Here is a 20,670-nt window from a genome sequence, read left to right on the forward strand (position 1 = left end):
GGTGCGGCTCAGGCGGCCAGTCGGGCCAGCGTCTCCTCGAAGGAGGCGACGTCCCCGGTGGGCCGGTTGTGGGGCAGCCGGGCCAGTGCCGCGGCCATGCCGCAGGTGTTGGTCACTCCGGAGAAGACCAGTCCCGCGCCTATCGCGCCGGACAGCCAGTGCGCGGGCCGCCAGAAGCGTCCGGCCACGAAGCCGGCGGCGACGAGCGACCCGGCCGCGAGGCGCACCTGCCGGTCCATGGGCCACGGTGTACGTGCCCCGGCCGGACGCTCGACGGGATGACCGGCCGCCGCCCAGGCGCTCGTGCCGCCGTCGAGCGTGGCCGCCGCCACGTTCCGCGCCGCCAGCCGGGCGCAGCCCTTGGCGGACCGGTTCCCGGAGGCGCACACGAGCAGCAGCGGCCCGCGCGCGGCGGCCGCAGCCAGGGTGTCGGCGGCCTCGTCGAGGCGCTCCAGCGGAACGTTGTGGGCGCCGGGCAGGTGGCCGCCGGAGAATTCGCCGGGGGAGCGGACGTCGACGACGGTGAACTCGGCCAGGCGGGCCGCCGCCTGCCCGGTGGTCAGCGCGGTGGCGGTTGCTGCGGGGGTGATCACGGAGCGAGACCTTTCTCGTTGTTCGTCCCCCCGCGAGGTAGGATACCCGCGGGGGTATGTGGGGTTCGGTGAGGTATCGGGTGGAGGAGAGGGAGAAGCGTGGAGCTCGACATGTCGGCCGACGAACTGAAGTCGGCGCTGAACCGGCTGCGGCGCGCCCAGGGGCAGCTCGCGGGAGTCATCCGGATGATCGAGGAGGGCCGGGACTGCGAGGACGTGGTCACCCAGCTCGCCGCCGTCTCGCGCGCCCTGGACCGGGCCGGGTTCTCGATCATCGCCACGGGACTGCAGCAGTGCATGACCAGTGACGACCCCGAGGTGCGCGACTCGGCACAGATGCGGGCCCGGCTGGAGAAGCTCTTCCTCTCCCTGGCCTGACGCCGGCGGGCTCGCCGGGCGGCCGGCGTCGGTGGGTCGGCGGGATCGGCGGGTCACAGTACCGCCGACACGCCCATCGCCACGGCCACGGCGAGCAGCACGGCGCCGAAGACGCGCCGCAGCGTCCCGGCGGAGACCTTCGCGGCCAGCCGCCTGCCGTCCCACGCGCCGAGGACCGCGGCCGCCAGGAACGGCAGGAGCAGCGTGAGGTCCAGGTGTACGGAGGAGTACGCCCGGGCGGCCAGGGCCACCAGCGCGTTCGCCCCGACCACCAGCAGACTCGTGCCCACCGCCGCGCTCATCGGCACCGCGAGGACGGTCACCAGCGCCGGTACCGCCAGGAAGCCGCCGCCGACCCCGAGGAACCCGGTCACCGCACCGAGACCGGCCCCGGCCCCGGCCGCGCGCGTGCCCGACACGGTGCCGTTCTCGCGCGGCGCGCGGCGGCCCAGCATGTGCAGGCCCGCCAGTGCGGCCAGGGCGGCGAACAGCAGTGTCAGCACCGTCGCCGGGACCCGTGAGGACAGGGCGCCAGCCCCGGCGGCGGGCAGCACACCCGCGGCCGCGAACAGCAGCCCGGCCCGCCACCGCACGGCCCCCGCCCTGGCGTGGGCCACCAGGGCGGTGACGGACGTGACGATCACGACGACGAGGCTCGCGGTGGTCGCCGCCGCCGGGGTGAAACCGAGCAGGTAGACGAGCGCGGGCACGGTGAGGATGCTGCCGCCCGCCCCCAGCGCGCCCAGGGACACGCCGGCCGCGGCGCCGGCGAGCAGCGCGAGGATCAGCGGCGTCATACGGCGGTGGCGTCCGAGGGCGTCACGAGCGGGAGGCCCGCCCCGGCCGCCGCGGCGAAGCCGTCGTCGATCGCGACCACCTCGCGCCCGGCGGCGTCCAGCACGGACGCGGCGACCGCCGCGCGCATCCCGCCCGCGCAGTGCACCCACACCGTGCCCGGCGGCACCTCGTCCAGGCGCCGGTGGATCTCGTGCACGGGCAGGTGCACGCTGCCCCGGACCCACCCGTGGGCGCGTTCCGCGGCCCGCCGTACGTCGAGGACCACCATGTCGTCCGCGCCGTCCCGCCGCGCCGCGGCCAGCTCGGCGAAGGTGGCGCGCCGGAACGAGGCCGGCCGCTCCCCCTCGGCGACCCAGTCGGCCGGGGAGCCCACCGCCGCCGCGGCCGGGCGGTCGATGCCCACCCGGGCCAGCTCGCGCTGGGCGCGGGCCAGGTCGTCGGCGCCGTGCGCGAGCAGCGTCACCGGCCTGCCCCAGGGGATCAGCCAGGCCAGGTAGGTCGCGAGCTGTCCGTCGGCCTCGAAGTTGAGCGACCCGGCGACGTGCCCGGCGGCGAAGGCCACCCGGGAGCGCAGGTCCACGACCCACTCGCCCGCGGCCAGGCGCCGGGCTATCTCGTCCGCGTCCGCGCGGCGGGGCTCGGTCAGGTCCAGGGGAGCGGGGCCGTCGCTGTTCACCGGCGCCATGTGGGCGTAGTAGGCGGGCACGTCGTCCAGCCCGGCCAGCAGCTCGCCGACGAAGGTCTCCACGTCCTGGACGAGCGCCGGGTTGGCGGCCCTCTCGGCACCGATCGTGCTGTGCTCGCCGCCTGCGGCGGTGGAGGAGCAGAAGCTGCCGAAGCCGTGCGTGGGCAGCACGCTCACCGCGTCCTCGAGCCGGTCCGCGAGACGGTGCGCGGAGGCGTGCTGCGCGCGGGCCAGCTCCTCGGTCAGCCGGGGCTCCACGAGGTCGGGCCGGCCCACGGTGCCGATCAGCAGCGAACCGCCGGTGAAGGCGGCCACGGCCCGCCCCGCCTCCTCGAGGACGTACGAAGTGTGGTGCGGGGTGTGGCCCGGGGTGGCCACCGCGCGCAGCTCCAGCCCCGCGTCGACCGGCTCCACGTCGCCGTCGGCCACCGCGACGCGCGCGTACGCCACCTCGGCCCCGGCCGGCACCAGATAGCGCGCGCCGGTGAGGCGGGCCAGCTCCAGACCGCCCGTGACGTAGTCGTTGTGGACGTGGGTCTCGGCGACGACGGCGATCCGCACCCCGCGCCGGGCGGCCGCGGCGATGACACGGTCGATGTCCCGCGGCGGGTCCACGACCACGGCCGCCTCGGGACCGCCCGCCAGATAGCTGCGGTTGCCCAGTGACTCGGTCTCCAGGACGTCGACAAAGAACACGGCACGCTCTCCTTCCGGAATTACCCCCTGGGGTATCTCTTCCGGCCACCGTAACAGATATACCCAGGGGGGTATCGAGGGGCCCTCTTGCCGTCTGCTCACGCCGTCCACCCGCGCGGTCGCGGGCCGAGTGCGCCGCCGCTGCGGGACCGTGCCGCAACGTTCGGGCAACTCCGGTGTACGTCGCCGAAGTTGGGGTATCCGGTGCGTCGGCACGGTCGACACCGGGGTCGGCGCCGGTGACGGCCGTGCTGTTCTCGTCACGCACCGCCGCCCGCCGCCCCGCGGCACCTCCTCTCCGTCGCCCGGCGGCCCCGGCGCTCCGTGACCCGTTCGGAACACCACGTGACCCGAACGGCCCTCTCGGGTACCCGCCCGGTCGGCGCAGGGTTGGGATGTGCACGGGCACCCCGTGCCCGCGCGCCCCGACCGGCTGTCCCGACACGGAAGGACCACCGATGTCCGTCGACACGCAGCAGGCGCCCCCCGAGCCCACGGACGAGGAGCTCGCCGGCCTGGACGCCCACTGGCGCGCCGCGAACTACCTCGCCGTCGGCCAGATCTACCTGATGGCCAACCCCCTGCTGGCCGAACCCCTGCGCCCCGAGCACGTCAAGCCGCGCCTGCTCGGCCACTGGGGCACCTCACCCGGCCTCAACATGGTCCACACCCACCTCAACCGGGTGATCAAGGCCCGCGACCTCGACGCCCTGTGCGTCTGGGGCCCCGGCCACGGAGGACCCGCCGTCCTGGCCAACGCGTGGCTGGAGGGCTCGTACACCGAGACCTACCCGGACATCACCAGGGACGCGGCCGGCATGGCCCGGCTGTTCAAGCAGTTCTCCTTCCCCGGCGGCGTACCGAGCCACGTCGCGCCCGAGACGCCGGGCTCCATCCACGAGGGCGGCGAGCTGGGCTACGCGCTCTCGCACGCCTACGGCGCCGCCTTCGACCACCCGGACCTGGTGGTCGCCTGCGTGATCGGCGACGGCGAGGCGGAGACCGGGCCGCTGGCGACGTCCTGGCACTCCAACAAGTTCCTCGACCCGGTGCACGACGGCGCCGTCCTGCCGATCCTGCACCTCAACGGCTACAAGATCGCCAACCCGACGGTGCTCGCCCGCCTCCCCGAGGGCGAGCTGGACGAACTCCTGCGCGGCTACGGCCACGACCCCGTCCACGTCACCGGCGACGACCCGGCCGCCGTGCACCGCGCGACGGCCCGCGCCATGGACACCGCCCTCGACCGCATCGCCGCGATCCAGCGGGCCGCCCGCGAGGAGGGGGCCACCGGCCGTCCCCGCTGGCCGATGATCGTCCTGCGCACCCCGAAGGGCTGGACCGGCCCCGCCGAGGTCGACGGACTGCCCGTGGAGAACACCTGGCGCGCCCATCAGGTGCCCCTGTCGGCCGTACGGACCAACCCCGAGCACCTCGCGCAGCTGGAGCGGTGGCTGCGCTCCTACCGCCCCGAGGAACTGTTCGACGACGCGGGAGCGCCGCGGCCCGCCGTCCTCGCCGCGATCCCCGAGGGGCCCCGCCGCCTCGGCGCCACCCCGTACGCCAACGGCGGCCTCCTGCTGCGCGAACTGCCCGTGCCCCCGCTGGAGAAGTACGCCGTGCCCGTCGAGGAGCCCGGCGCGAGCACGCACGAGCCCACCCGGGTCCTCGGCGACCTGCTCCGGGACGTCATGGACGCCACCACCGACCGGCGCGACTTCCGCCTCGTCGGCCCCGACGAGACCGCCTCCAACCGCCTCCAGGCCGTCTACGCCGCCAGCGGCAAGGCCTGGCAGGAGCGGACGCTGCCCGTCGACCAGGACCTGGACCGGCACGGCCGCGTGATGGAGATCCTGTCCGAACACACCTGCCAGGGCTGGCTGGAGGGCTACCTCCTCACCGGCAGGCACGGACTGTTCTCCTGCTACGAGGCCTTCGTCCACATCGTCGACTCGATGGTCAACCAGCACGTCAAATGGCTGCGCGTCACCCGCCGCCTGCCCTGGCGCGCGCCCATCGCCTCCCTCAACTACCTGCTCACCTCCCACGTGTGGCGCCAGGACCACAACGGCTTCTCCCACCAGGACCCCGGCTTCGTCGACCACATCCTCAACAAGAGCCCCGAAGCCGTACGGGTCTACCTGCCGCCGGACGCCAACACCCTGCTCTCCGTGGCCGACCACGCCCTGCGCAGCCGCGACTACGTCAACGTGATCGTGGCCGGCAAACAGCCCTGCTTCGACTGGCTGACCATGGACCAGGCCAAGGCGCACTGCGCGCGCGGCGCCGGCATCTGGGACTGGGCCGGCACCGAGGACGGCAGCCGCGAACCCGACGTGGTGCTCGCCTGCGCGGGCGACGTACCGACCCAGGAGATCCTGGCCGCCGCCCAGCTGATCCGCCACCACCTGCCGGAACTCGCCGTGCGCGTGGTCAACGTCGTCGACATCGCCCGCCTGCTGCCCAGCGGGGAACACCCGCACGGCATGAGCGACTTCGAGTACGACGGCCTGTTCACCGCCGACCGGCCGGTGATCTTCGCCTACCACGGCTACCCCTGGCTGATCCACCGGCTCGCCTACCGGCGCACCGGCCACGCCCATCTGCACGTGCGCGGCTACAAGGAGATCGGGACCACCACCACGCCGTTCGACATGGTGGTCGGCAACGACCTGGACCGCTACCGCCTCGTCATGGACGTCATCGACCGCGTGCCCGGCCTCGCGGTGCGCGCGGCGGCCCTGCGGCAGCGGATGGAGGACGTCCGGCAGCGGCACCACGACTGGATCCGCGAACACGGTGTGGACCTGCCCGAGGTCGCCGACTGGACCTGGGAGACGCCGCGGTGACCGCGACCCCGTCGACCTGGGACTACGACCACTACGACGCCGCCGAGGAACGGCTGCGCGAGTCCCTGTGCACCCTCGGCAACGGCTACTTCGCCACCCGCGGCGCGCTGCCCGAGTGCGCCGCGGACGACGTGCACTACCCGGGCACCTACGTGGCGGGCTGCTACAACCGGCTCACCTCCACCGTCGCGGGGCGCGAGGTCGAGAACGAGGACATGGTCAACCTCCCCAACTGGCTGCCGCTGCGCTTCAGGCCCGTCGGCGGGGACTGGCTCACACCGGACACCGCCGAGGTGCTCGACCACCGGCAGACCGTGCACCTGGACTCAGGCGTCCTGGAGCGCCTCACCCGCTTCGGCCTCGACGGGGAGCGCGTGCTGTCCGTGCGCCAGCTGCGGCTGGTGCACATGGCCGACCCCCACCTCGCCGCCCTGCGCACCGAGTTCACCGCCGAGGGCGGCCCGGTCGACCTGGAGGTGGAGGCGGCTCTCGACGGCGGCGTCACCAACTCCGGGGTGCCGCGCTACCGGGACCTCGACGGCCACCACCTCACGCACGTGCACACCGGCAGCGCCGACGACGACACGGTGTGGCTGCGCTGCCGGACCCGCACCTCGGACATCCGGACCGGCATGGCCGCCCGCACCACCGCGGACGCGCCGGTCACCGCGGCCCGCGAGCACCTGTGCGTCACCCAGCGCGTCACCCTGCGCGCCGAACCGGGCCGCACCGCCACCGTCGACAAGGTCGTCGCCCTGCACACCTCGCGCGACCCGGCGATCAGCGACCCGCTCCAGGCCGCCGTCGACCGGGTGGCCGAGGCTCCCGGCTTCGACGACCTGCTGGTGACGCACCGCACCGCCTGGGGCCAGCTGTGGCGCCGCGCCGAACTGGAGGTGCCCGGCGAGGCGGGCAGCATCCTGCGCCTGCACCTCTTCCACGTACTCCAGACCCTCTCGCCGCACACCGCCGACCTGGACGTGGGCGTACCGGCCCGCGGACTGCACGGCGAGGCCTACCGCGGCCACGTCTTCTGGGACGAGCTGTTCGTCCTGCCCTACCTGAACCTGCACTTCCCCGAGGTGTCCCGGGCCCTGCTGCACTACCGGCACCGCCGCCTGGAAAGGGCCCGCTCCGCGGCCCGCGCGATCGGCAGGCGCGGCGTGCTCTACCCCTGGCAGAGCGGCAGCGACGGCCGCGAGGAGACCCAGCAACTGCACCTCAACCCGCGCTCGGGGCGCTGGCTCCCCGACCACTCGCACCTCCAGCACCACGTGGGCTCCGCCATCGCGTACAACGTGTGGCAGTACTGCGAGGCCAGCGGCGACGCCGAGTTCCTGCACACCAAGGGCGCCGAGATGCTGCTGCAGATCGCGCGCTTCTGGGCCGACTCCGCCACCTGGGACGAACGCCTCGGGCGGCACCGCATCCGGGGCGTGGTCGGCCCCGACGAGTACCACGAGGCCTACCCCGGCGCCGACCGGCCGGGGCTCGACGACAACGCCTACACCAACGTCACCGCCGCCTGGGTCCTCTCCCGCACCCTCCGCGTCCTGGACGACCTGCCCGAGCCCCGCCGCCGCGAACTCGGCGAGCGCACCGCGCTGGACGACGCGGAGCTGGAACAGTGGGACAGCGTCTCCCGCACCCTGCACGTCCCCTTCCACGAGGGCGTCGTCAGCCAGTTCGAGGGGTACGGCGACCTCGCCGAACTGGACTGGGAGGGCTACCGCGACCGGTACGGCGACATCCGGCGCCTCGACCGACTCCTGGAGGCCGAGAACGACAGCGTCAACAACTACCAGGCCTCCAAACAGGCCGACGTCCTCATGCTCGGCTACCTGTTCTCCCCGGCCGAACTCCGGTCGCTGTTCCGGCGCCTGGGCTACACCCTCGACGAGCGGACCTGGCAGCGCACCGTCGACCACTACCTGGCCCGCACCAGCCACGGGTCCACCCTCAGTGGACTCGTCCACGGCTGGATCCTGGCCCGGGCCCGCCGCGCCGAGGCCTGGGACTACTTCCAGGAGGCGCTCAAGGGCGACGTCGCCGACCTCCAGGGCGGCACCACGGGCGAGGGCATCCACCTCGGCGCCATGGCCGGCACCCTCGACCTCGTCCAGCGGGGCCTGACCGGCCTGGAGACCCGCGCGGGCGCCCTGTGGCTGGACCCGGTGCCGCTGCCGGAGCTGTCGTCGTACGGGTTCTCCGTGCGCTACCAGGGCCACTGGGGCGTGCGGTTCCGGCTGGAGCACGGCCGGCTGGAGATCGCCGTGCCCGCGGCCGGACCGCTGCCGATCGACGTCCGGCTGCCGGACCGCGAGGTGCGTCTCCAGCCGGGGGACACCTGCCGGCTGGTGCTGCCGGACTGACCGGGCCCGCCCGTCGGCCGGTCAGCCGGGCAAGGGGTAGCTCACCGTGCGCGGGGACCCGTCCGGCCTGCCGTCGGTGTAGGTCAGGGTGATCCGGGTGAAGTGCGACTGGCCCGTGCCCTGTTCGCCGCCCGTCGGCATGTCGAGCCGCACGGTCACCGGGTAGGAGTGGAAGGCGCCCGCGGCACAGTAGGGGTCGCAGTCGTTGACGGCGTTGGTGCCCCGGCCCACAGCGGCCTGCGCGTCCCAGCGGAACCAGCGCAGGGAGACCAGTCGGCTGTTTCCGTCCCCGCAGGCGAGCACGTACGCCTCCGGCCCGATCTCCGGCTGCCCGGAGCAGTCCACCAGCACCGGATCCTGCGTCTGCCGGGTCTGTGCCGCGGGCTGCGCCGACGGCGCGGCGGAGGCCGTGCCCAGCGGTACTGCGAGCGCGGCGGCGGCACAGAGTGTGACCGCTGCCCTCATCGGGTTCCTGCCCATGTCTGCTCCCGCCGTCTCGGGGTCGCTTGTCTCCGCTTGCCCCTTTTCTCCGTTCCGACCGTACGACCGTGTTCGTGAACGCACCACTCGTACGGAGCAGCGGCCGGGCCCCCGAGGGCGCGGACCTGCGCGTCGGCCGGGCCGTCCGGTTCGTGCGACAAGACGCCGATTGCATCCCCCGTGTGGTCCTCCCGGCGGTCCGCAACCGTCGTCCGCGCCCCGGTGTCTCATGCCGTCAAGAACGGCGACCCGACCGGGCGCCCCCTCACGTGGAGGACCGCGGTATGCACCCGACGACTGTTCCGACCGCCGCCGCCCCGACGCACTCGCGCTCCCGGGACACGGGCGGCGACTTCCTGCTCCAGCCGCCCGACCCCGCCCGGCGCGTCACCTGCCGCGTCGACCCCGTCGACCTGCGCCGCCTCGACCTGCTCGCCCTGCTGACCGCCGCCGGGATCGCGCCCTCCGCCGGGGACCGGGCCGCCATCGAGCAGCTCAGTGTGCTCCCCGGAAGCGTGCACACGGCGCTGCACCGTTGGCTGGAGCAGGCGTACGGGTTCTGCCGCTGAGTGCGCGGAGGTCAGAAGTCGACGGGGTCGCGCACCAGCGGACACGTCATGCAGTGACCCCCGCCGCGCCCCCGGCCCAGTTCCGCGCCCACGATGGTGACGACCTCCACCCGGGCCTCGCGCAGCAGCGCGTTGGTGAGGGTGTTGCGGTCGTAGGTGAACACCACGCCGGGCTCCACCGCGACGGCGTTGTTGCCGCTGTCCCACTGCTGGCGCTCGGAGGCGTAGGCGTCGCCGCCCGTCTCCACCACCCGCAGCTTCGGCAGCCCGAGAGCCTTGGCGACGACGTCGACGAAGGGCGTCGACCCCTCGTCGACCACGTCGAACCCGGGGGCCCGGTCGCCGGGCCGCAGCGAGAAGGTGTGCACCGCGTCCATGATGCGGGGGTAGAGGGTCACCACGTCGCGGTCGGCGAAGGTGAAGACCGTGTCCAGGTGCATGGCGGACCGCAGCTTCGGCATCCCGGCGACGACGACGTGCTCGGCGGCCCCGCTGCGGAACAGCGCGGCGGCGACCTGGGTGACGGCCTGCCGGGAGGTGCGCTCGCTCATGCCCATGAGGACGACCCCGTTGCCCACCGGCATGATGTCGCCGCCCTCGAAGGTGGCCTGGCCCCAGTCCCGCTCGGGGTCGCCCCACCACACCTTCGAGCCCTTGAAGTCGGGGTGGAAGGTGTAGATCGCCTTCATCAGCAGCGTCTCGTCGTGCCGCGCGGACCAGTACAGCGGGTTGAGGGTGAGACCGCCGTACAGCCAGCAGGTGGTGTCGCGCGTGTACAGGGTGTTCGGCAGCGGCGGCATCAGGTACTCGCGGGCGCCGGTGGACTCGCGGGCCAGCGCGAGGTGCGGGGAGCGGAAGTCCTCGGGCAGGTCACTGGTGGCGAGCCCGCCGACGAGGTACTCGGCGAGTTCCCTCGGCGAGAGGGTCTCCAGGTAGGCGCGGGTGGCGTCGATGAGGCCGATGCCGACCTGGTTGGCGACGATCTTGCGGTCCAGGAGCCACGCCTTGGCCTCCGGGATCGCCATGATCTGCGCCAGCAGATCGTGCAGCTCCACCACCTCCACCCCGCGCCGGCGCAGTTCACCGACGAAGGCGGCATGGTCGCGCTGGGCGTTCTCCACCCACATGACGTCGTCGAAGAGCAGCTCGTCGGAGTTGGTCGGAGTCAGCCGCCGGTGCGCAAGACCGGGGGAGCACACCAGGACCTTGCGCAGCCTGCCGACCTCGGAATGGACGCCGAGCGCGGGACTCACGGCGCTCTCGTTGCTGGTCACACGGCCTCCTGGAGGGATGCGTACGAGCGGGGGAGGGGGACGGGGAAGGGGGTCAGGTCACAGGCTGATCCACCCGGCCACCAGGGCGAGGAGGCCGACCGCCGCGCCGGTCACGGACACGGCCAGGACGACCGGTTCCCCGGGCGAGAACAGCCTGCGGCCCTGCTCCCGGCGGGCCATCACGAACAGGCCCCTGGCGTACGCGTACACGCCCGCGTCGAGGTCGGGTCTGCGCACGGCGAGGGACTGGAAGACGAAGGCCAGCGTCAGCATGCCGGTGCCCGCGATCGCCCAGGCGATCGGCGCGCCCGCGACCCCGGTCTCCTCGGCGAAGCGCCCCGGCAGCGAGAACACCCCGGCGCCCACCATCGACCCGACGACCATGGAGGTCAGGGTGAACAGACCCACCTTCGCGGCGGGCGGGGCTGCGCTGTCGACGTCGGAAGCAGCGGCCTGCGACATGCCGTCCCTCCGGATGGCCGATCGATTGTGACCACTGTGCAACATGTGGTGGCTTGGGGCATCTTGTTCGCGGTCAGCCGTGCAGGGCGAGGTACGGGGCGAGCGCGAGCAACGTCGTGATCAGGGCGTACTTCAGATGGCGGGTGGGCAGCGCGTGCGCGATCCGCCAGCCCAGCAGCACCCCCGCCAGCTCGGGAACCCCGACCAGCACCGCCAGCGGCCAGTCGACGGCCCCCTGGGCCAGGTAACCCACGGTGCCCACACCGGCGATGACGACGGACTGCGCCTGCGCCGAGGCGAGGGACTCCAGCACGGGGACGCCCAGCGCCACCAGCAGGGGGACGGTGAGCATCGGTCCGCCGATGCCGACCACCCCGGCCGCGACGGCCACCGCGCAGCCCATCCCCGCCACCACCACCGTCGGCGGGTGGGCCCGCGAGGCGGCCGGACGGCGGTGCTCGCGGAACCACACCAGGCCCGCCACGCCCGCCACGAACACGCCGAGCACCAGCCCGAACATCCGCTTGGACACATACGAGTTGACCAGGACGCCGAGCGGGGTCCCGGCGACCGCGCTCACCGCGAGGACCAGCGCCGTGCGCCGGGTCCCGGGCTCGCGCAACTGCCCGGAGCGGGTGTAGGCGGCGGTCGCGAGGATCCCGGTGGCGACATGGGTGACGATGGCCGTCCCGGCCACTTGCGCCGGTGTCAGGCCGGTGAGGGCGAACAGACCGATCGTGGGCAGCACACCGCCCGGCCCGACGGCGGTGATACCCACCCCGCCGACCAGTCCCAGCAGCCCCAGGGCCACCAGTACGGGCACACTCGCACCGGCCATCACCGGCCTCCTCTCACGGGGTCCGCGGCCCACCACGACGCAGCGTGGCGCGCAGGGCCATCCGGTCCGCGCGGATCCGGATCGACTCCGCGTCCACCGGCCGGCCGTCCGCCAGCCGGGTCAGCCGCTCCAGGGCGAACACCGCCGCCCCGGGCTCGATCCCCAGCAGCCGTGCCGTACCGGGGTCCGCGTTGACCGCGTGCACGGCCACCTCGGCGCGCCCGAGCCGGGCGCCCGCGGCCTCCTCGATCAGGCCGAACACGTCCCGGTCCCGCAGGTCGCCGGCGAGCACGGCACGGCCGACGTCGGCGGTCAGATAGCTGGTGTCCAACGACAGCGGCAGCCCGTCCAGCCGGCGCAGCCGCTCCACGTACACACCGCCCGCCCCGGCCGGAAGCTCCAGCCGGGCGGCGATCGCGTCGGGCAGCGCGGGCACCTCCACCGCGACCCGCACCTCGTTGGTCACGGTGCCGCGGCCGGTCAGCTCCTCGGCCAGCCCCGTCAGCCGGTCGAGACCGTGCCCGTACTTCGGCAGCAGCACCGTCGTCCCGACCCCGCGCCGCCGGGTGATCAGGCCCTCCTCGCGCAGCAGGGCCAGGGCGTCCCGCACCGCGTTGCGCGAGGCCCCGAACCGGCGGCCAAGGTCCCGCTCGTCGGGCAGCACGCCGTCGGCGAAGGCATCGTCCGTGATCTGCTGCCGCAGCGCGTCGGCCAGTGCCCGGGCCCGCTCGGCACGCGGCCGTCCCCCGTGGTGGTCCATGCCGCTCACGGTAACCCGAGTCATGTTTCGCCGAAGTTACGCCACCCCCATTGACCTGCGGAAACGACTGACCTGCGGGTTCGCGGGGAGCGCGGCGCACTTCGCCACCCGGGCCACGGCGCGCTCACTGCGCGGTGCGCAGATCCGCCCCGCGCCTGGCCAGGCTGAGGACACCCACGACGACCAGTGCCACCCCGAGCAGTTGCGGCACGACCCACCAGTCGCCGCGCACGTCCTCGCGGTAGAGGACCACGCCGAGCAGCAGGCTCACCGTCGCGTCGCCCAGGGTGAGGGCGGGCTGGGAGGCGACGAGCGGGCCGCCCTGCATGGCGTGCTCCAGCAGCAGCACGGCACACACCCCGGCCACGGCGAATCCGTAGGTCTGCCAGGCGGTGAAGAAGCCGACCACACCGTCGGAGTCCAGGGCGCGCATGGAGTCCTTCATCAGACCGGCCGTCAGCGCGTAGCACACCGCCGTGGCCGCGCCGAGGCAACCGGCACGGGCCTTGCCGACGGGGCGTTTGAGGCCCGCGGCGGCCAGCAGCACGGCCGCCCCGGCGCAGGCCACCAGGGCCGGTACCCAGCGGTCCAGGGGCACTTCGGCCTCGCCGCCCCCGGGCGCGGCCGAGGCGAGCGCGACACCCAAGCCCACGACCACCCCGCCCACGGCGAGCCACAAGACCTCCGGCAGCCGGTTGCCGGTCAGGAGCGAGGCCAGCAGCAGGGCCAGCGGAAGTTCCAGCACGAACAGGGGCTGGACGAGTGACAGCGGCCCCGTCGCCAGGGCCACCGCCTGCCCCACGCCGGCCACCACGACGGCCAGCATTCCGCCCAGCCACACGGGCCGCCGCAACAGGTCGAGGACGAGCCCGGGGCGGAATCCCCGGGACTGCGGCACGCTCAGCGCGGCGCGCCGTTGGAGCACGGTGGCCAGCGCGTTGCTGAACGCGGCGAGGAGTGCGAAGAGCACCGGCAGGACAACACCCATCCACCGATACTCGCCCCGAATCCCCCCGGCCGCGCGCCCGCGGCCCGGCGGGAACGGTGGGGGCGGCGGGGCGGCGCAGCTCGCGCTCGGCTCGCGTTCAGTTGTCGCTCAGCTCTCGCTCAGCTGTCGTTCCGTGTGGACTGAGCCCCGGCCGCGGGCTCCTGCTTCGGCTCGGACGCGGGGGCCTCGGTGGCGGTGTAGTAGACCGAGGTGCCCTGCTTGGTGCGCTGCGCCTGGTTCTTGGCGACGAGACCCTCGAGCGTGGTGCGCACGACCGTGGTCTTGACGGTGCGTCCGGAGTGGGCCTCGCTCAGCGCCGTGGTGACCTCGGCGGCGGACCGCGGTTCCCGCTGCCCGACGAGGTGCTCGCGCACCAGCTCCACCAGGGTGGGCTGGGCGGTGGCCCGCGCCGCCGCCTTCTTCGCCGCGGGCTTGCCGGCGGGCTTGGCGGCCGACTTGGCCGGTGCCGTGCTGACCGCGTCGGGCGCCGCCTTCGTGCCGGTCTTCGTGCTCGGCTTCGGGTCCGCCTTCGGGTCCGTCTTCGCGGTGGCCTTCGTGGTGGCCTTCGTGGTGGCCGTGGCGGTGGACTTCGTGGCCTTCTTCGCCTTCGGCTTCGAGGCGGGCTTGGCACCGGGCTTCGGGGCCGCGGCGCGCCTGGGCGCGGTGGTGGTCTTCCTGCCCCGCGTACGCCCGGCCGTCTCCGACTGCGGGGCGGCACTGCCGCGCGGCGCCGGCACGGTGGCCGCCCCGGTCGAGGAGGCCGACTCGGGCGCGGGCGCGGTCTGGGCCGGCTGCGGGGTGATGCCGAGGGCCTGCTGCATGTTCACGAGCAGGGCGTGGTCGTGCTGCAGCGCGGCCAGTTGCTGCTGGAGAGCCGTGATCTCCGTGCTGACACGTTCCTGCTCCTTGACGTTGCGCTCCAGGTCGTCGGTCACCTGGACGCTGTACTGCGAGGCCAGTTCCGTGGCGGACTGCATCGTGCTCTCGGACATGGGGTTGACTCTCCTTGGTTCGCGGCCGTGAAGGCTGACGCGCAGCCCCCGGTTGTTGCCCTGTTCACTGCCGAGTCGGTATACCACGTATGGCCGCCCTCGTGGTATGTGCCGCCGCAACCCCGTGTGTGTGTTCGGGCCGCGGAGCGCCTCGTTCACCCGCCCTCGGGCACCTCCACGACCTTGCCCTGCTCGTCGACGGTGTGTGTCTGCCAGTAGGTGTCCCACTTGTCACCGACGTGTTCCGGGACCTTGCCCTCGGGGTAGCGGGTGTAACCCTCGGGCGGCTCCTCGCCGTTGGGCACACACGCGCTGCCGGTGCCCCCGACGGACAGCACCGGGTACTCACCGCCGCCGCAGGTGGCCTCCTCCATGGAGCAGCCGGTCAGGACGGCCGCGGCGGCGACACAGGCCAGGACGAGACCGGGAACGGACCGCCGCATGCGGACGGGGGGCGTGGCCGCCGGCCGGTGAACCGGGTTGCTGGTACGCACGGTTGACTCCCTGTGGGTGACTGGTGCGGCAAGCGTCCCCCGTCGGGGGGAAGCACCTCATGAGTACGGGTACTCAATCGGACGAGCCGTATGACCCGTCGCGGCCGGCCAACCGGTCCAGTCGGCGTGCGCTCGCCCGTGCCTCCCGCTCGGCCCCCGCGACGGCGTCCGCGGCCGTTCGGTGCCTCTCCCGCGCCGCCCGCCGTCCCCGCTCGGCCCGGTCGAGGTCGTCGCGGGTCTCGCGCAGCTTCTCTTCGGCGGCGGCCACCGTCTCGCGGATCCGGTCCAGTTCGTCGTCGGCCCGGTGGAGCGACTCCTGCGCGCCGGTCTGCTCGGCGCGTGCGTCCCGCAGGTGTCCCGCGGCCCGCTCCGCCTCCCGCTCGGCCCGCTCCAGTTCCTCCCGCCGTCTCCGGCGCCGCTCGGCGAGTTCGTCCTTCGCCCGGGTTCCGGAGGCGGTGCGGGGCGACTTCGGGCGAGGCGCCGGTTCGGGTTCCGCGGTCCGCGCCGGTTCCGCCGGAGCCGTGCCCGAGGGGAAGTCCGCGGGCGGGGTCAGGGAGACCTCCAGGCGTCCCCCGGCCCACTGGTCGGCCGCGTCCGGGTCGGCGAGGACGGCGCGCAGGGTCGACTCCACCTCCCGCTGCGCCGCCTGGGACAGCCGGTGCCCGGCCTCACCGGCGAGCTGTGCGGCCTGCCGGGAGAGGGCGGCGACGATGCGCCGGCGCTGTGCCGAGAGTTCCTTGAGTCCGGCGGCGTCCAGGGTGCGGTGTGCCTCGCGCAGTGCCTGCCCCAGTTCCAGGAAGCGCCGGGTCTCCTCCGGCCGGGAGCGGGTCAGGAGATTGGCCGCCCAGGCCGCGAGCGTGGGCCGGCGGGCGGCGTGGATACGACGGGCGTCCTCCTTCCGGCCGGCCGTTCTGGCGGCCGCGGCGCGTTCCTCACGGTGGGGGACGAAGGCGGACGGCGGCGTGCCGTAGAGCTCGTCCAGGATCTGCTCGACCCCTCCCGCGTCCGGTGCGCCGGTGTCCCGGCGACGCCCGCCCTTGCGCTGCATGACCTCGACCCTCCGTCGCCGCACACGACCATGCCCTCTGTCTACGTTCACGCGGTCCGCCCCGCGACCCGGGCGGGGCCCACCCGGGAACGGTGCCGGGCCGGCGGCGCGGTCAGCCGAAGGTGCGCCGGTAGGCGTGCGGGCTGACTCCGGTGGTGCGCTTGAAGCGGTCGCGGAAGGCGGTCGGCGAGCCGAAGCCGACCTGGGCGGCGATGCGTTCCACGGAGTGCTCCGTGGTCTCCAGCAGGTGCTGCGCCTGGCGGACCCGGGCGCGGTGCAGCCACTGCAGCGGGGTGCTGCCGGTCTGCTCCCGGAAGCGGCGGATCAGCGTCCGCGTGCTCATCCCCGCGTGCGCGGCGATGTCGGCGAGGGACAGGTCGCGGGCGAGGTTCTCCCGCAGCCAGGTGAGCAGGGGTTCGAAGGCGGAGCCGCGCGGCACGGGCGGATAGTCGTGAACGATGAACTGGGCCTGGCCGCCCTCGCGTTCCAGCGGCATCACCGACAGCCTGGCCGCGTGTGCGGCGACCGCCGAGCCGTAGTCCCGCCGGATCATGTGCAGGCACAGGTCGAGGCCCGCGGCGGCACCGGCCGAGGTGAGGATGCGGCCGTTGTCGACGTAGAGGACGTCCGGGTCGACGTCGACCTCCGGATGGGCGCGGGCCAGGGCCGCCGCGGCGGTCCAGTGGGTGGTGGCCCGCAGTCCGTCGAGCAGCCCGGTGGCCGCCAGCGGGAAGGTGCCGGAGCAGATGGAGGCGATCCGGGTGCCGTTCCCGGCCGCGGTGCGCAGCGCCTCGCGGACGGCCGGGGAGAGCGGGTCGGCGGCCGCCGTACCGGGCACGACGATGGTGTCCGCGTCCCGCAGTCCGTCCAGCCCCCAAGGGGCCCGCAGCGTGAACGCGCCGGCGTCGATCTCGGGGCGCTCGGCGCACACCCGGATCCGGTAGCCGGGACGGCCGTCGGGCAGCCGGGTACGGGAGAAGACCTCGATCGGGGTGGACAGGTCGAACGGGATCACCCGGTCCAGCGCGAGAACGGCGACGGTGTGCATGGCCGGAAAGTACCTCCTCGCGGGCCGGTGACCGGTGGGCGTGGCGTTTTCCCGTCGAAAGCTGTCACTCCCGCCACAGGCGGCCGACCGAACCACCCGTCTATCACGCTAAGCAATTTGCCTAATACAATTAGGCTAATGCACAATCGAAAAAGGAAGACGCTACGCAGCGAGACGCACCACCGCCGGAGGCGACATGCACACCACGGACGACTGGATCACCACGCCCCTCACCCGGGACCTGCTGCGGGGCGCCCTCGACGTGGAGCGCACCGAGCGCGGTCTGCTGCCCCACCGGCTGCCCGCCAGGGCCCGCGCGCAGAACAACGACGGCCAGCTGGCCATGGCCGAGTCCCAGCCCTCCGGCGTACGCCTGGCCCTGCGCACCCGCGCCACCGTCCTCGAACTGGACACCCTGCCCACCAAGCGGGTCTACGTCGGCGTCCCGCCACGTCCGGACGGCGTGTACGACCTGCTCGTCGACGGCCGTCCGGCGGGCCGCGGCACTGTCGTGGGCGGCAACACCCTGACCATCGACATGACCACCGGCGCCGCGGCCGTCGAACCCGGTGAGGTCGGCACCCTCCGCTTCGCGGACCTGCCCGAGGGCACCAAGGACATCGAGATCTGGCTGCCGCACAACGAGACCACCGAACTCGTCGCCCTGCGCACCGACGCCCCCGTCGAGCCCGCCCCCGACCCCGGCCGCCGGGTCTGGCTGCACCACGGCAGCTCGATCAGCCACGGCTCGGACGCCGCGAGCCCCACCACCACCTGGCCCGCCCTGGCGGCCTCCCTCGGCGGCGTCGAACTGATCAATCTGGGTCTGGGCGGCAGCGCCCTGCTCGACCCGTTCACCGCACGGGCGATGCGCGACACCCCGGCCGATCTGATCAGCGTGAAGATCGGCATCAACGTGGTCAACGCCGACCTCATGCGTCTGCGCGCCTTCGGCCCCGCCGTCCACGGCTTCCTCGACACCGTGCGGGAGGGCCACCCCACCGCCCCGCTGCTGGTCGTCTCGCCCATCCTGTGCCCCGTACAGGAGGACACCCCCGGTCCCCTCGCCCCCGACTTCTCGGGCCTCGCCGAGGGCCGGCTCCGGTTCGTCGCCACGGGTGACCCGGCGGAGCGCGCGAGCGGGAAACTGACCCTGAACGTCATCCGTGACGAGCTGTCCCGGATCGTGTCGGAGCGGGCCGCCGACGACGAGAACCTGTACTACCTCGACGGCCGCGAGCTCTACGGACAGGCCGACGCGGCGGACCTGCCCCTGCCGGACGACATCCACCCGGACGCCGCCACCCACCGCCTGATCGGCGAACGCTTCGCCGAGCTGGCCTTCGCCGACCGGGGCGCCTTCGCCGACCGGGGCGCCTTCGGCGACTGAGCCGCACGGCCCGGCCTGCGCAATCCGGCCCGGTCTTCACGGCCCGGTCCTCGTGCGCCGGGGCTCAGGACCCGGCGACGACCGCGGCGAAACGCCGGGCCACCTCGCGCCAGACCGCCGCTGCGGCGGGCTCGTCGAGTTCCGCCCGGCGGGAAAGCTCCACCGGGTCCAGCCCCAGGGCCTCGAGCCTGGCCGCGTCCCACGACCTGACCCGGTCCGCCGTCGCCTCAGGGTGGAACTGCACGCCCCACGCCCGCTCGCCGACCCGGAACGCCTGGTACGGGCACCCCTCGCTCGACACGAGCCACGCCGCGCCGGGCGGCAGTGCGGTGACGGCGTCCACATGGTGCTCGATCGCCGTCACCCGCTCCGGCAGCCCGCCGAAGAGCGGATCGGCACCGGCCTCGGCGCGCACCGTCAACGGGGTGCTGCCGAACTCCGGCCGGCCGTGCTCACCACGCACCGTGCCCCCGGCGACCCGGGCGAGGAGCTGCCCGCCGAGGCAGATCCCGAAGACCGGGGCACCCCGGTCCACCGCCTCGGCGACCAGGGCCCGGGTGGGCGCGAGCCAGGGGGCGCGCACGTCGTCGTCGGGCAGGTAGCCACCGCCGAGCACCATGACGCCGTCGTGCTCCGGACGCCGGGGGAGGGCCCCACCGGCGTACGCGTGCACCACGTCCAGGGACACCCCGTCCGCGGTCAGCCAGTCACCGAACCGGCCCGCCCCACCGCCTCGATGGTTCTGCACCACCAAGAGCCGCGCCATCTCCCCACCCCGCCCCACCTCGTCCGGACCCGGCGTCGCGCCGGCTCAGCGGCGCGCCAGGTACAGGGCCACGGCCTTGTGCAGCACCCTGTTCAGTGGATACTCCCACTCACCGAGGTACTCGACGGCCTGTCCGCCCGCGCCGACCTTGAACCGGAGCAGTCCCAGCAGGTGGTTGTCCTCGTCCAGGGTGTCGGTGATGCCGCGGAAGTCGTACACGGCCGCGCCCAGTTCACGGGCGTCGCACATCATCCGCCACTGGAGGGCGTTGTTGGGCTGCACCTCCCGCCGACGGACGGTGGAGGCGCCGTAGGAGTACCAGACGTGCTCGCCGACCGTCAGCATCGTGGCAGCGGCGAGCACCTCCCCGTCGTGATGGGCGAGGTACAGACGCATGCGGTCCGGGTCCTCGGCCGTCAGCGCCTGCCACATCCGCTGGAAGTAGGCGAGGGGACGCGGCGCGAACCGGTCCCGCCGGGCGGTCTCCACGTACAGCTCGTAGAAGGTGGGCAGGTCCTCCTGGTCACCCCGGACGACCTTGACACCGGCCTTGTCGGCCTTCTTGATGTTCCGCCGCCACTGCTGGTTGAAGCCGTTCTGGAGTTGCTCCAGGGACCGTCCGGCGAGCGGTACCTGGCAGACGTGGCGCGGCTGGCCCGCGGCGAAGCCGTCCGCGCCGCCCGGCTCGGTGCGCCGCCAGCCCATCCGCCGCAGCCGCTCGGCGAGGTCGTCGGCCCCGGGTTCGTGCTCGGTCGCCTCCACGTCGCCCAGCCGCCGGGCCCCGGGGTCGGCGATCGCCGCCTTGACCGCGTCGGCGCTCCAGCGGCGCGCCACCACCGGCGGCCCCATCCGCACCGTGAACGCGCCGCGTCCCCTCAGATGCGCGAGCATCGGCTCCAGCCACCGCTCCAGACCGTCCGCCGACCAGTCGATGACCGGCCCCTCGGGCAGATACGCCAGGTACCGCTTCAGGCGCGGCAGCGGCCGCAGCAGTACAAGACCGGCGCCGACCAGCTCGCCGCGCTCGTCGAACCATCCCAGGCTCTCCGCCCGCCAGTCCGGCTTCACGTCGCCCCAGGAGGGGACTTGGAGGTGGCTCACGGAAGGCCGGGCCGCGACGAAGCGCAGATGCTCCTCGCGGGTGATCGGCTGCAGACGACAGCTCATAAGGTGTCCCTCTGTTCGGCTTC

General features: G+C 73.8%; 19 protein-coding genes and 1 pseudogene. 5 read left to right on the forward strand and 15 right to left on the reverse strand.

The annotated features are described in order from the left end of the window. Positions 1-8: 8 nt before the first annotated feature. A complete protein-coding gene (locus Sru02f_RS16945; RefSeq protein WP_109030853.1) occupies positions 9-593 on the reverse strand; it encodes a rhodanese-like domain-containing protein in 585 nt (194 codons plus the stop codon). A gap of 99 nt (positions 594-692) precedes the next feature. Here Sru02f_RS16945 and Sru02f_RS16950 point away from each other — a divergent pair, with 99 nt between their 5' ends. Beyond that, positions 693-971: a metal-sensitive transcriptional regulator gene (locus Sru02f_RS16950; RefSeq protein ID WP_003978241.1), complete on the forward strand. Its 279-nt coding sequence runs from the start codon at positions 693-695 to the stop codon at positions 969-971. A gap of 53 nt (positions 972-1,024) precedes the next feature. Here Sru02f_RS16950 and Sru02f_RS16955 read toward each other — a convergent pair whose 3' ends face one another. Beyond that, on the reverse strand, positions 1,025-1,768 hold the full coding sequence (locus Sru02f_RS16955; RefSeq protein ID WP_109030854.1) for a sulfite exporter TauE/SafE family protein: 744 nt from the start codon (positions 1,766-1,768) through the stop codon (positions 1,025-1,027). Continuing rightward, the gene (locus Sru02f_RS16960) at positions 1,765-3,150 is read right to left on the reverse strand and encodes an MBL fold metallo-hydrolase (RefSeq protein WP_109030855.1); all 1,386 of its coding nucleotides are present in this window, start codon (positions 3,148-3,150) and stop codon (positions 1,765-1,767) included. Before Sru02f_RS16960 ends, Sru02f_RS16955 begins: the two co-directional genes overlap by 4 nt. A 458-nt stretch (positions 3,151-3,608) precedes the next feature. Here Sru02f_RS16960 and Sru02f_RS16965 point away from each other — a divergent pair, with 458 nt between their 5' ends. Next, entirely contained in the window at positions 3,609-5,999 is a 2,391-nt protein-coding gene (locus tag Sru02f_RS16965; protein WP_109030856.1) for a phosphoketolase family protein, read from the forward strand. Beyond that, entirely contained in the window at positions 5,996-8,371 is a 2,376-nt protein-coding gene (locus tag Sru02f_RS16970; RefSeq protein ID WP_109030857.1) for a glycoside hydrolase family 65 protein, read from the forward strand. Before Sru02f_RS16965 ends, Sru02f_RS16970 begins: the two co-directional genes overlap by 4 nt. 21 nt (positions 8,372-8,392) lie before the next feature. Here the strand turns inward: Sru02f_RS16970 and Sru02f_RS16975 are convergent, their stop codons facing one another. Next, a complete protein-coding gene (locus Sru02f_RS16975) occupies positions 8,393-8,851 on the reverse strand; it encodes a hypothetical protein (RefSeq protein ID WP_109030858.1) in 459 nt (152 codons plus the stop codon). 284 nt (positions 8,852-9,135) lie between these two features. Here Sru02f_RS16975 and Sru02f_RS16980 point away from each other — a divergent pair, with 284 nt between their 5' ends. Continuing rightward, entirely contained in the window at positions 9,136-9,420 is a 285-nt protein-coding gene (locus Sru02f_RS16980) for a hypothetical protein (protein WP_109030859.1), read from the forward strand. 11 nt (positions 9,421-9,431) lie between these two features. Here the strand turns inward: Sru02f_RS16980 and Sru02f_RS16985 are convergent, their stop codons facing one another. From Sru02f_RS16985 to Sru02f_RS17025, 9 genes and pseudogenes are all read right to left on the reverse strand, one after another. Beyond that, the gene (locus Sru02f_RS16985; RefSeq protein WP_109030860.1) at positions 9,432-10,694 is read right to left on the reverse strand and encodes an arginine deiminase; all 1,263 of its coding nucleotides are present in this window, start codon (positions 10,692-10,694) and stop codon (positions 9,432-9,434) included. 183 nt (positions 10,695-10,877) lie between these two features. Further along, a pseudogene (locus Sru02f_RS16990) lies at positions 10,878-11,156 on the reverse strand (amino acid permease); the annotation flags it as partial. Positions 11,157-11,229: 73 nt separating this feature from the next. Continuing rightward, on the reverse strand, positions 11,230-11,994 hold the full coding sequence (locus tag Sru02f_RS16995) for a sulfite exporter TauE/SafE family protein (RefSeq protein ID WP_109030861.1): 765 nt from the start codon (positions 11,992-11,994) through the stop codon (positions 11,230-11,232). A gap of 13 nt (positions 11,995-12,007) precedes the next feature. Further along, positions 12,008-12,778: a GntR family transcriptional regulator gene (locus tag Sru02f_RS17000; RefSeq protein WP_109030862.1), complete on the reverse strand. Its 771-nt coding sequence runs from the start codon at positions 12,776-12,778 to the stop codon at positions 12,008-12,010. A gap of 100 nt (positions 12,779-12,878) precedes the next feature. Beyond that, on the reverse strand, positions 12,879-13,742 hold the full coding sequence (locus Sru02f_RS17005; RefSeq protein WP_109030863.1) for a DMT family transporter: 864 nt from the start codon (positions 13,740-13,742) through the stop codon (positions 12,879-12,881). 119 nt (positions 13,743-13,861) lie between these two features. Next, on the reverse strand, positions 13,862-14,734 hold the full coding sequence (locus Sru02f_RS17010) for a hypothetical protein (RefSeq protein ID WP_109030864.1): 873 nt from the start codon (positions 14,732-14,734) through the stop codon (positions 13,862-13,864). A 155-nt stretch (positions 14,735-14,889) separates the two neighbouring features. Beyond that, complete coding sequence (locus Sru02f_RS17015; RefSeq protein ID WP_109031448.1) at positions 14,890-15,177, reverse strand: SCO0607 family lipoprotein; 288 nt, start codon at positions 15,175-15,177, stop codon at positions 14,890-14,892. A 124-nt stretch (positions 15,178-15,301) separates the two neighbouring features. Then, positions 15,302-16,276, reverse strand: coding sequence for a hypothetical protein (locus Sru02f_RS17020; RefSeq protein WP_109030865.1), 975 nt, complete (start codon positions 16,274-16,276; stop codon positions 15,302-15,304). A 112-nt stretch (positions 16,277-16,388) separates the two neighbouring features. Beyond that, positions 16,389-17,324 carry a GlxA family transcriptional regulator gene (locus Sru02f_RS17025; protein ID WP_109030866.1) on the reverse strand — a complete coding sequence of 312 codons (936 nt, stop codon included), beginning with the start codon at positions 17,322-17,324 and terminating at the stop codon, positions 16,389-16,391. Between the two features lie 196 nt (positions 17,325-17,520). Between Sru02f_RS17025 and Sru02f_RS17030 the strand changes: the two genes are divergently transcribed. Further along, the gene (locus tag Sru02f_RS17030) at positions 17,521-18,714 is read left to right on the forward strand and encodes a GDSL-type esterase/lipase family protein (protein ID WP_109030867.1); all 1,194 of its coding nucleotides are present in this window, start codon (positions 17,521-17,523) and stop codon (positions 18,712-18,714) included. A 64-nt stretch (positions 18,715-18,778) separates the two neighbouring features. Here the strand turns inward: Sru02f_RS17030 and Sru02f_RS17035 are convergent, their stop codons facing one another. Next, positions 18,779-19,480, reverse strand: coding sequence for a type 1 glutamine amidotransferase (locus tag Sru02f_RS17035; protein ID WP_109030868.1), 702 nt, complete (start codon positions 19,478-19,480; stop codon positions 18,779-18,781). 45 nt (positions 19,481-19,525) lie between these two features. Continuing rightward, positions 19,526-20,647 carry a peptidoglycan bridge formation glycyltransferase FemY gene (gene femY, locus Sru02f_RS17040; protein WP_109030869.1) on the reverse strand — a complete coding sequence of 374 codons (1,122 nt, stop codon included), beginning with the start codon at positions 20,645-20,647 and terminating at the stop codon, positions 19,526-19,528. Positions 20,648-20,670: the final 23 nt, after the last annotated feature.

Source organism: Streptomyces rubrogriseus (genome assembly GCF_027947575.1).
Taxonomy (GTDB): domain Bacteria; phylum Actinomycetota; class Actinomycetes; order Streptomycetales; family Streptomycetaceae; genus Streptomyces; species Streptomyces rubrogriseus.

Coding starts and splice junctions, on each gene's coding strand:
- Sru02f_RS16955 (WP_109030854.1), bottom strand. CDS start 1,768: ATGACGCCGCTGATCCTCGCGCTGCTCGCCGGCGCCGCGGCCGGCGTG.
- Sru02f_RS16965 (WP_109030856.1), top strand. CDS start 3,609: ATGTCCGTCGACACGCAGCAGGCGCCCCCCGAGCCCACGGACGAGGAG.
- Sru02f_RS16975 (WP_109030858.1), bottom strand. CDS start 8,851: ATGGGCAGGAACCCGATGAGGGCAGCGGTCACACTCTGTGCCGCCGCC.
- Sru02f_RS16980 (WP_109030859.1), top strand. CDS start 9,136: ATGCACCCGACGACTGTTCCGACCGCCGCCGCCCCGACGCACTCGCGC.
- Sru02f_RS16995 (WP_109030861.1), bottom strand. CDS start 11,994: ATGGCCGGTGCGAGTGTGCCCGTACTGGTGGCCCTGGGGCTGCTGGGA.
- Sru02f_RS17000 (WP_109030862.1), bottom strand. CDS start 12,778: ATGACTCGGGTTACCGTGAGCGGCATGGACCACCACGGGGGACGGCCG.
- Sru02f_RS17005 (WP_109030863.1), bottom strand. CDS start 13,742: ATGGGTGTTGTCCTGCCGGTGCTCTTCGCACTCCTCGCCGCGTTCAGC.
- Sru02f_RS17010 (WP_109030864.1), bottom strand. CDS start 14,734: ATGTCCGAGAGCACGATGCAGTCCGCCACGGAACTGGCCTCGCAGTAC.
- Sru02f_RS17015 (WP_109031448.1), bottom strand. CDS start 15,177: ATGCGGCGGTCCGTTCCCGGTCTCGTCCTGGCCTGTGTCGCCGCCGCG.
- Sru02f_RS17020 (WP_109030865.1), bottom strand. CDS start 16,276: ATGCAGCGCAAGGGCGGGCGTCGCCGGGACACCGGCGCACCGGACGCG.
- Sru02f_RS17025 (WP_109030866.1), bottom strand. CDS start 17,324: ATGCACACCGTCGCCGTTCTCGCGCTGGACCGGGTGATCCCGTTCGAC.
- Sru02f_RS17030 (WP_109030867.1), top strand. CDS start 17,521: ATGCACACCACGGACGACTGGATCACCACGCCCCTCACCCGGGACCTG.
- Sru02f_RS17035 (WP_109030868.1), bottom strand. CDS start 19,480: ATGGCGCGGCTCTTGGTGGTGCAGAACCATCGAGGCGGTGGGGCGGGC.
- femY (WP_109030869.1), bottom strand. CDS start 20,647: ATGAGCTGTCGTCTGCAGCCGATCACCCGCGAGGAGCATCTGCGCTTC.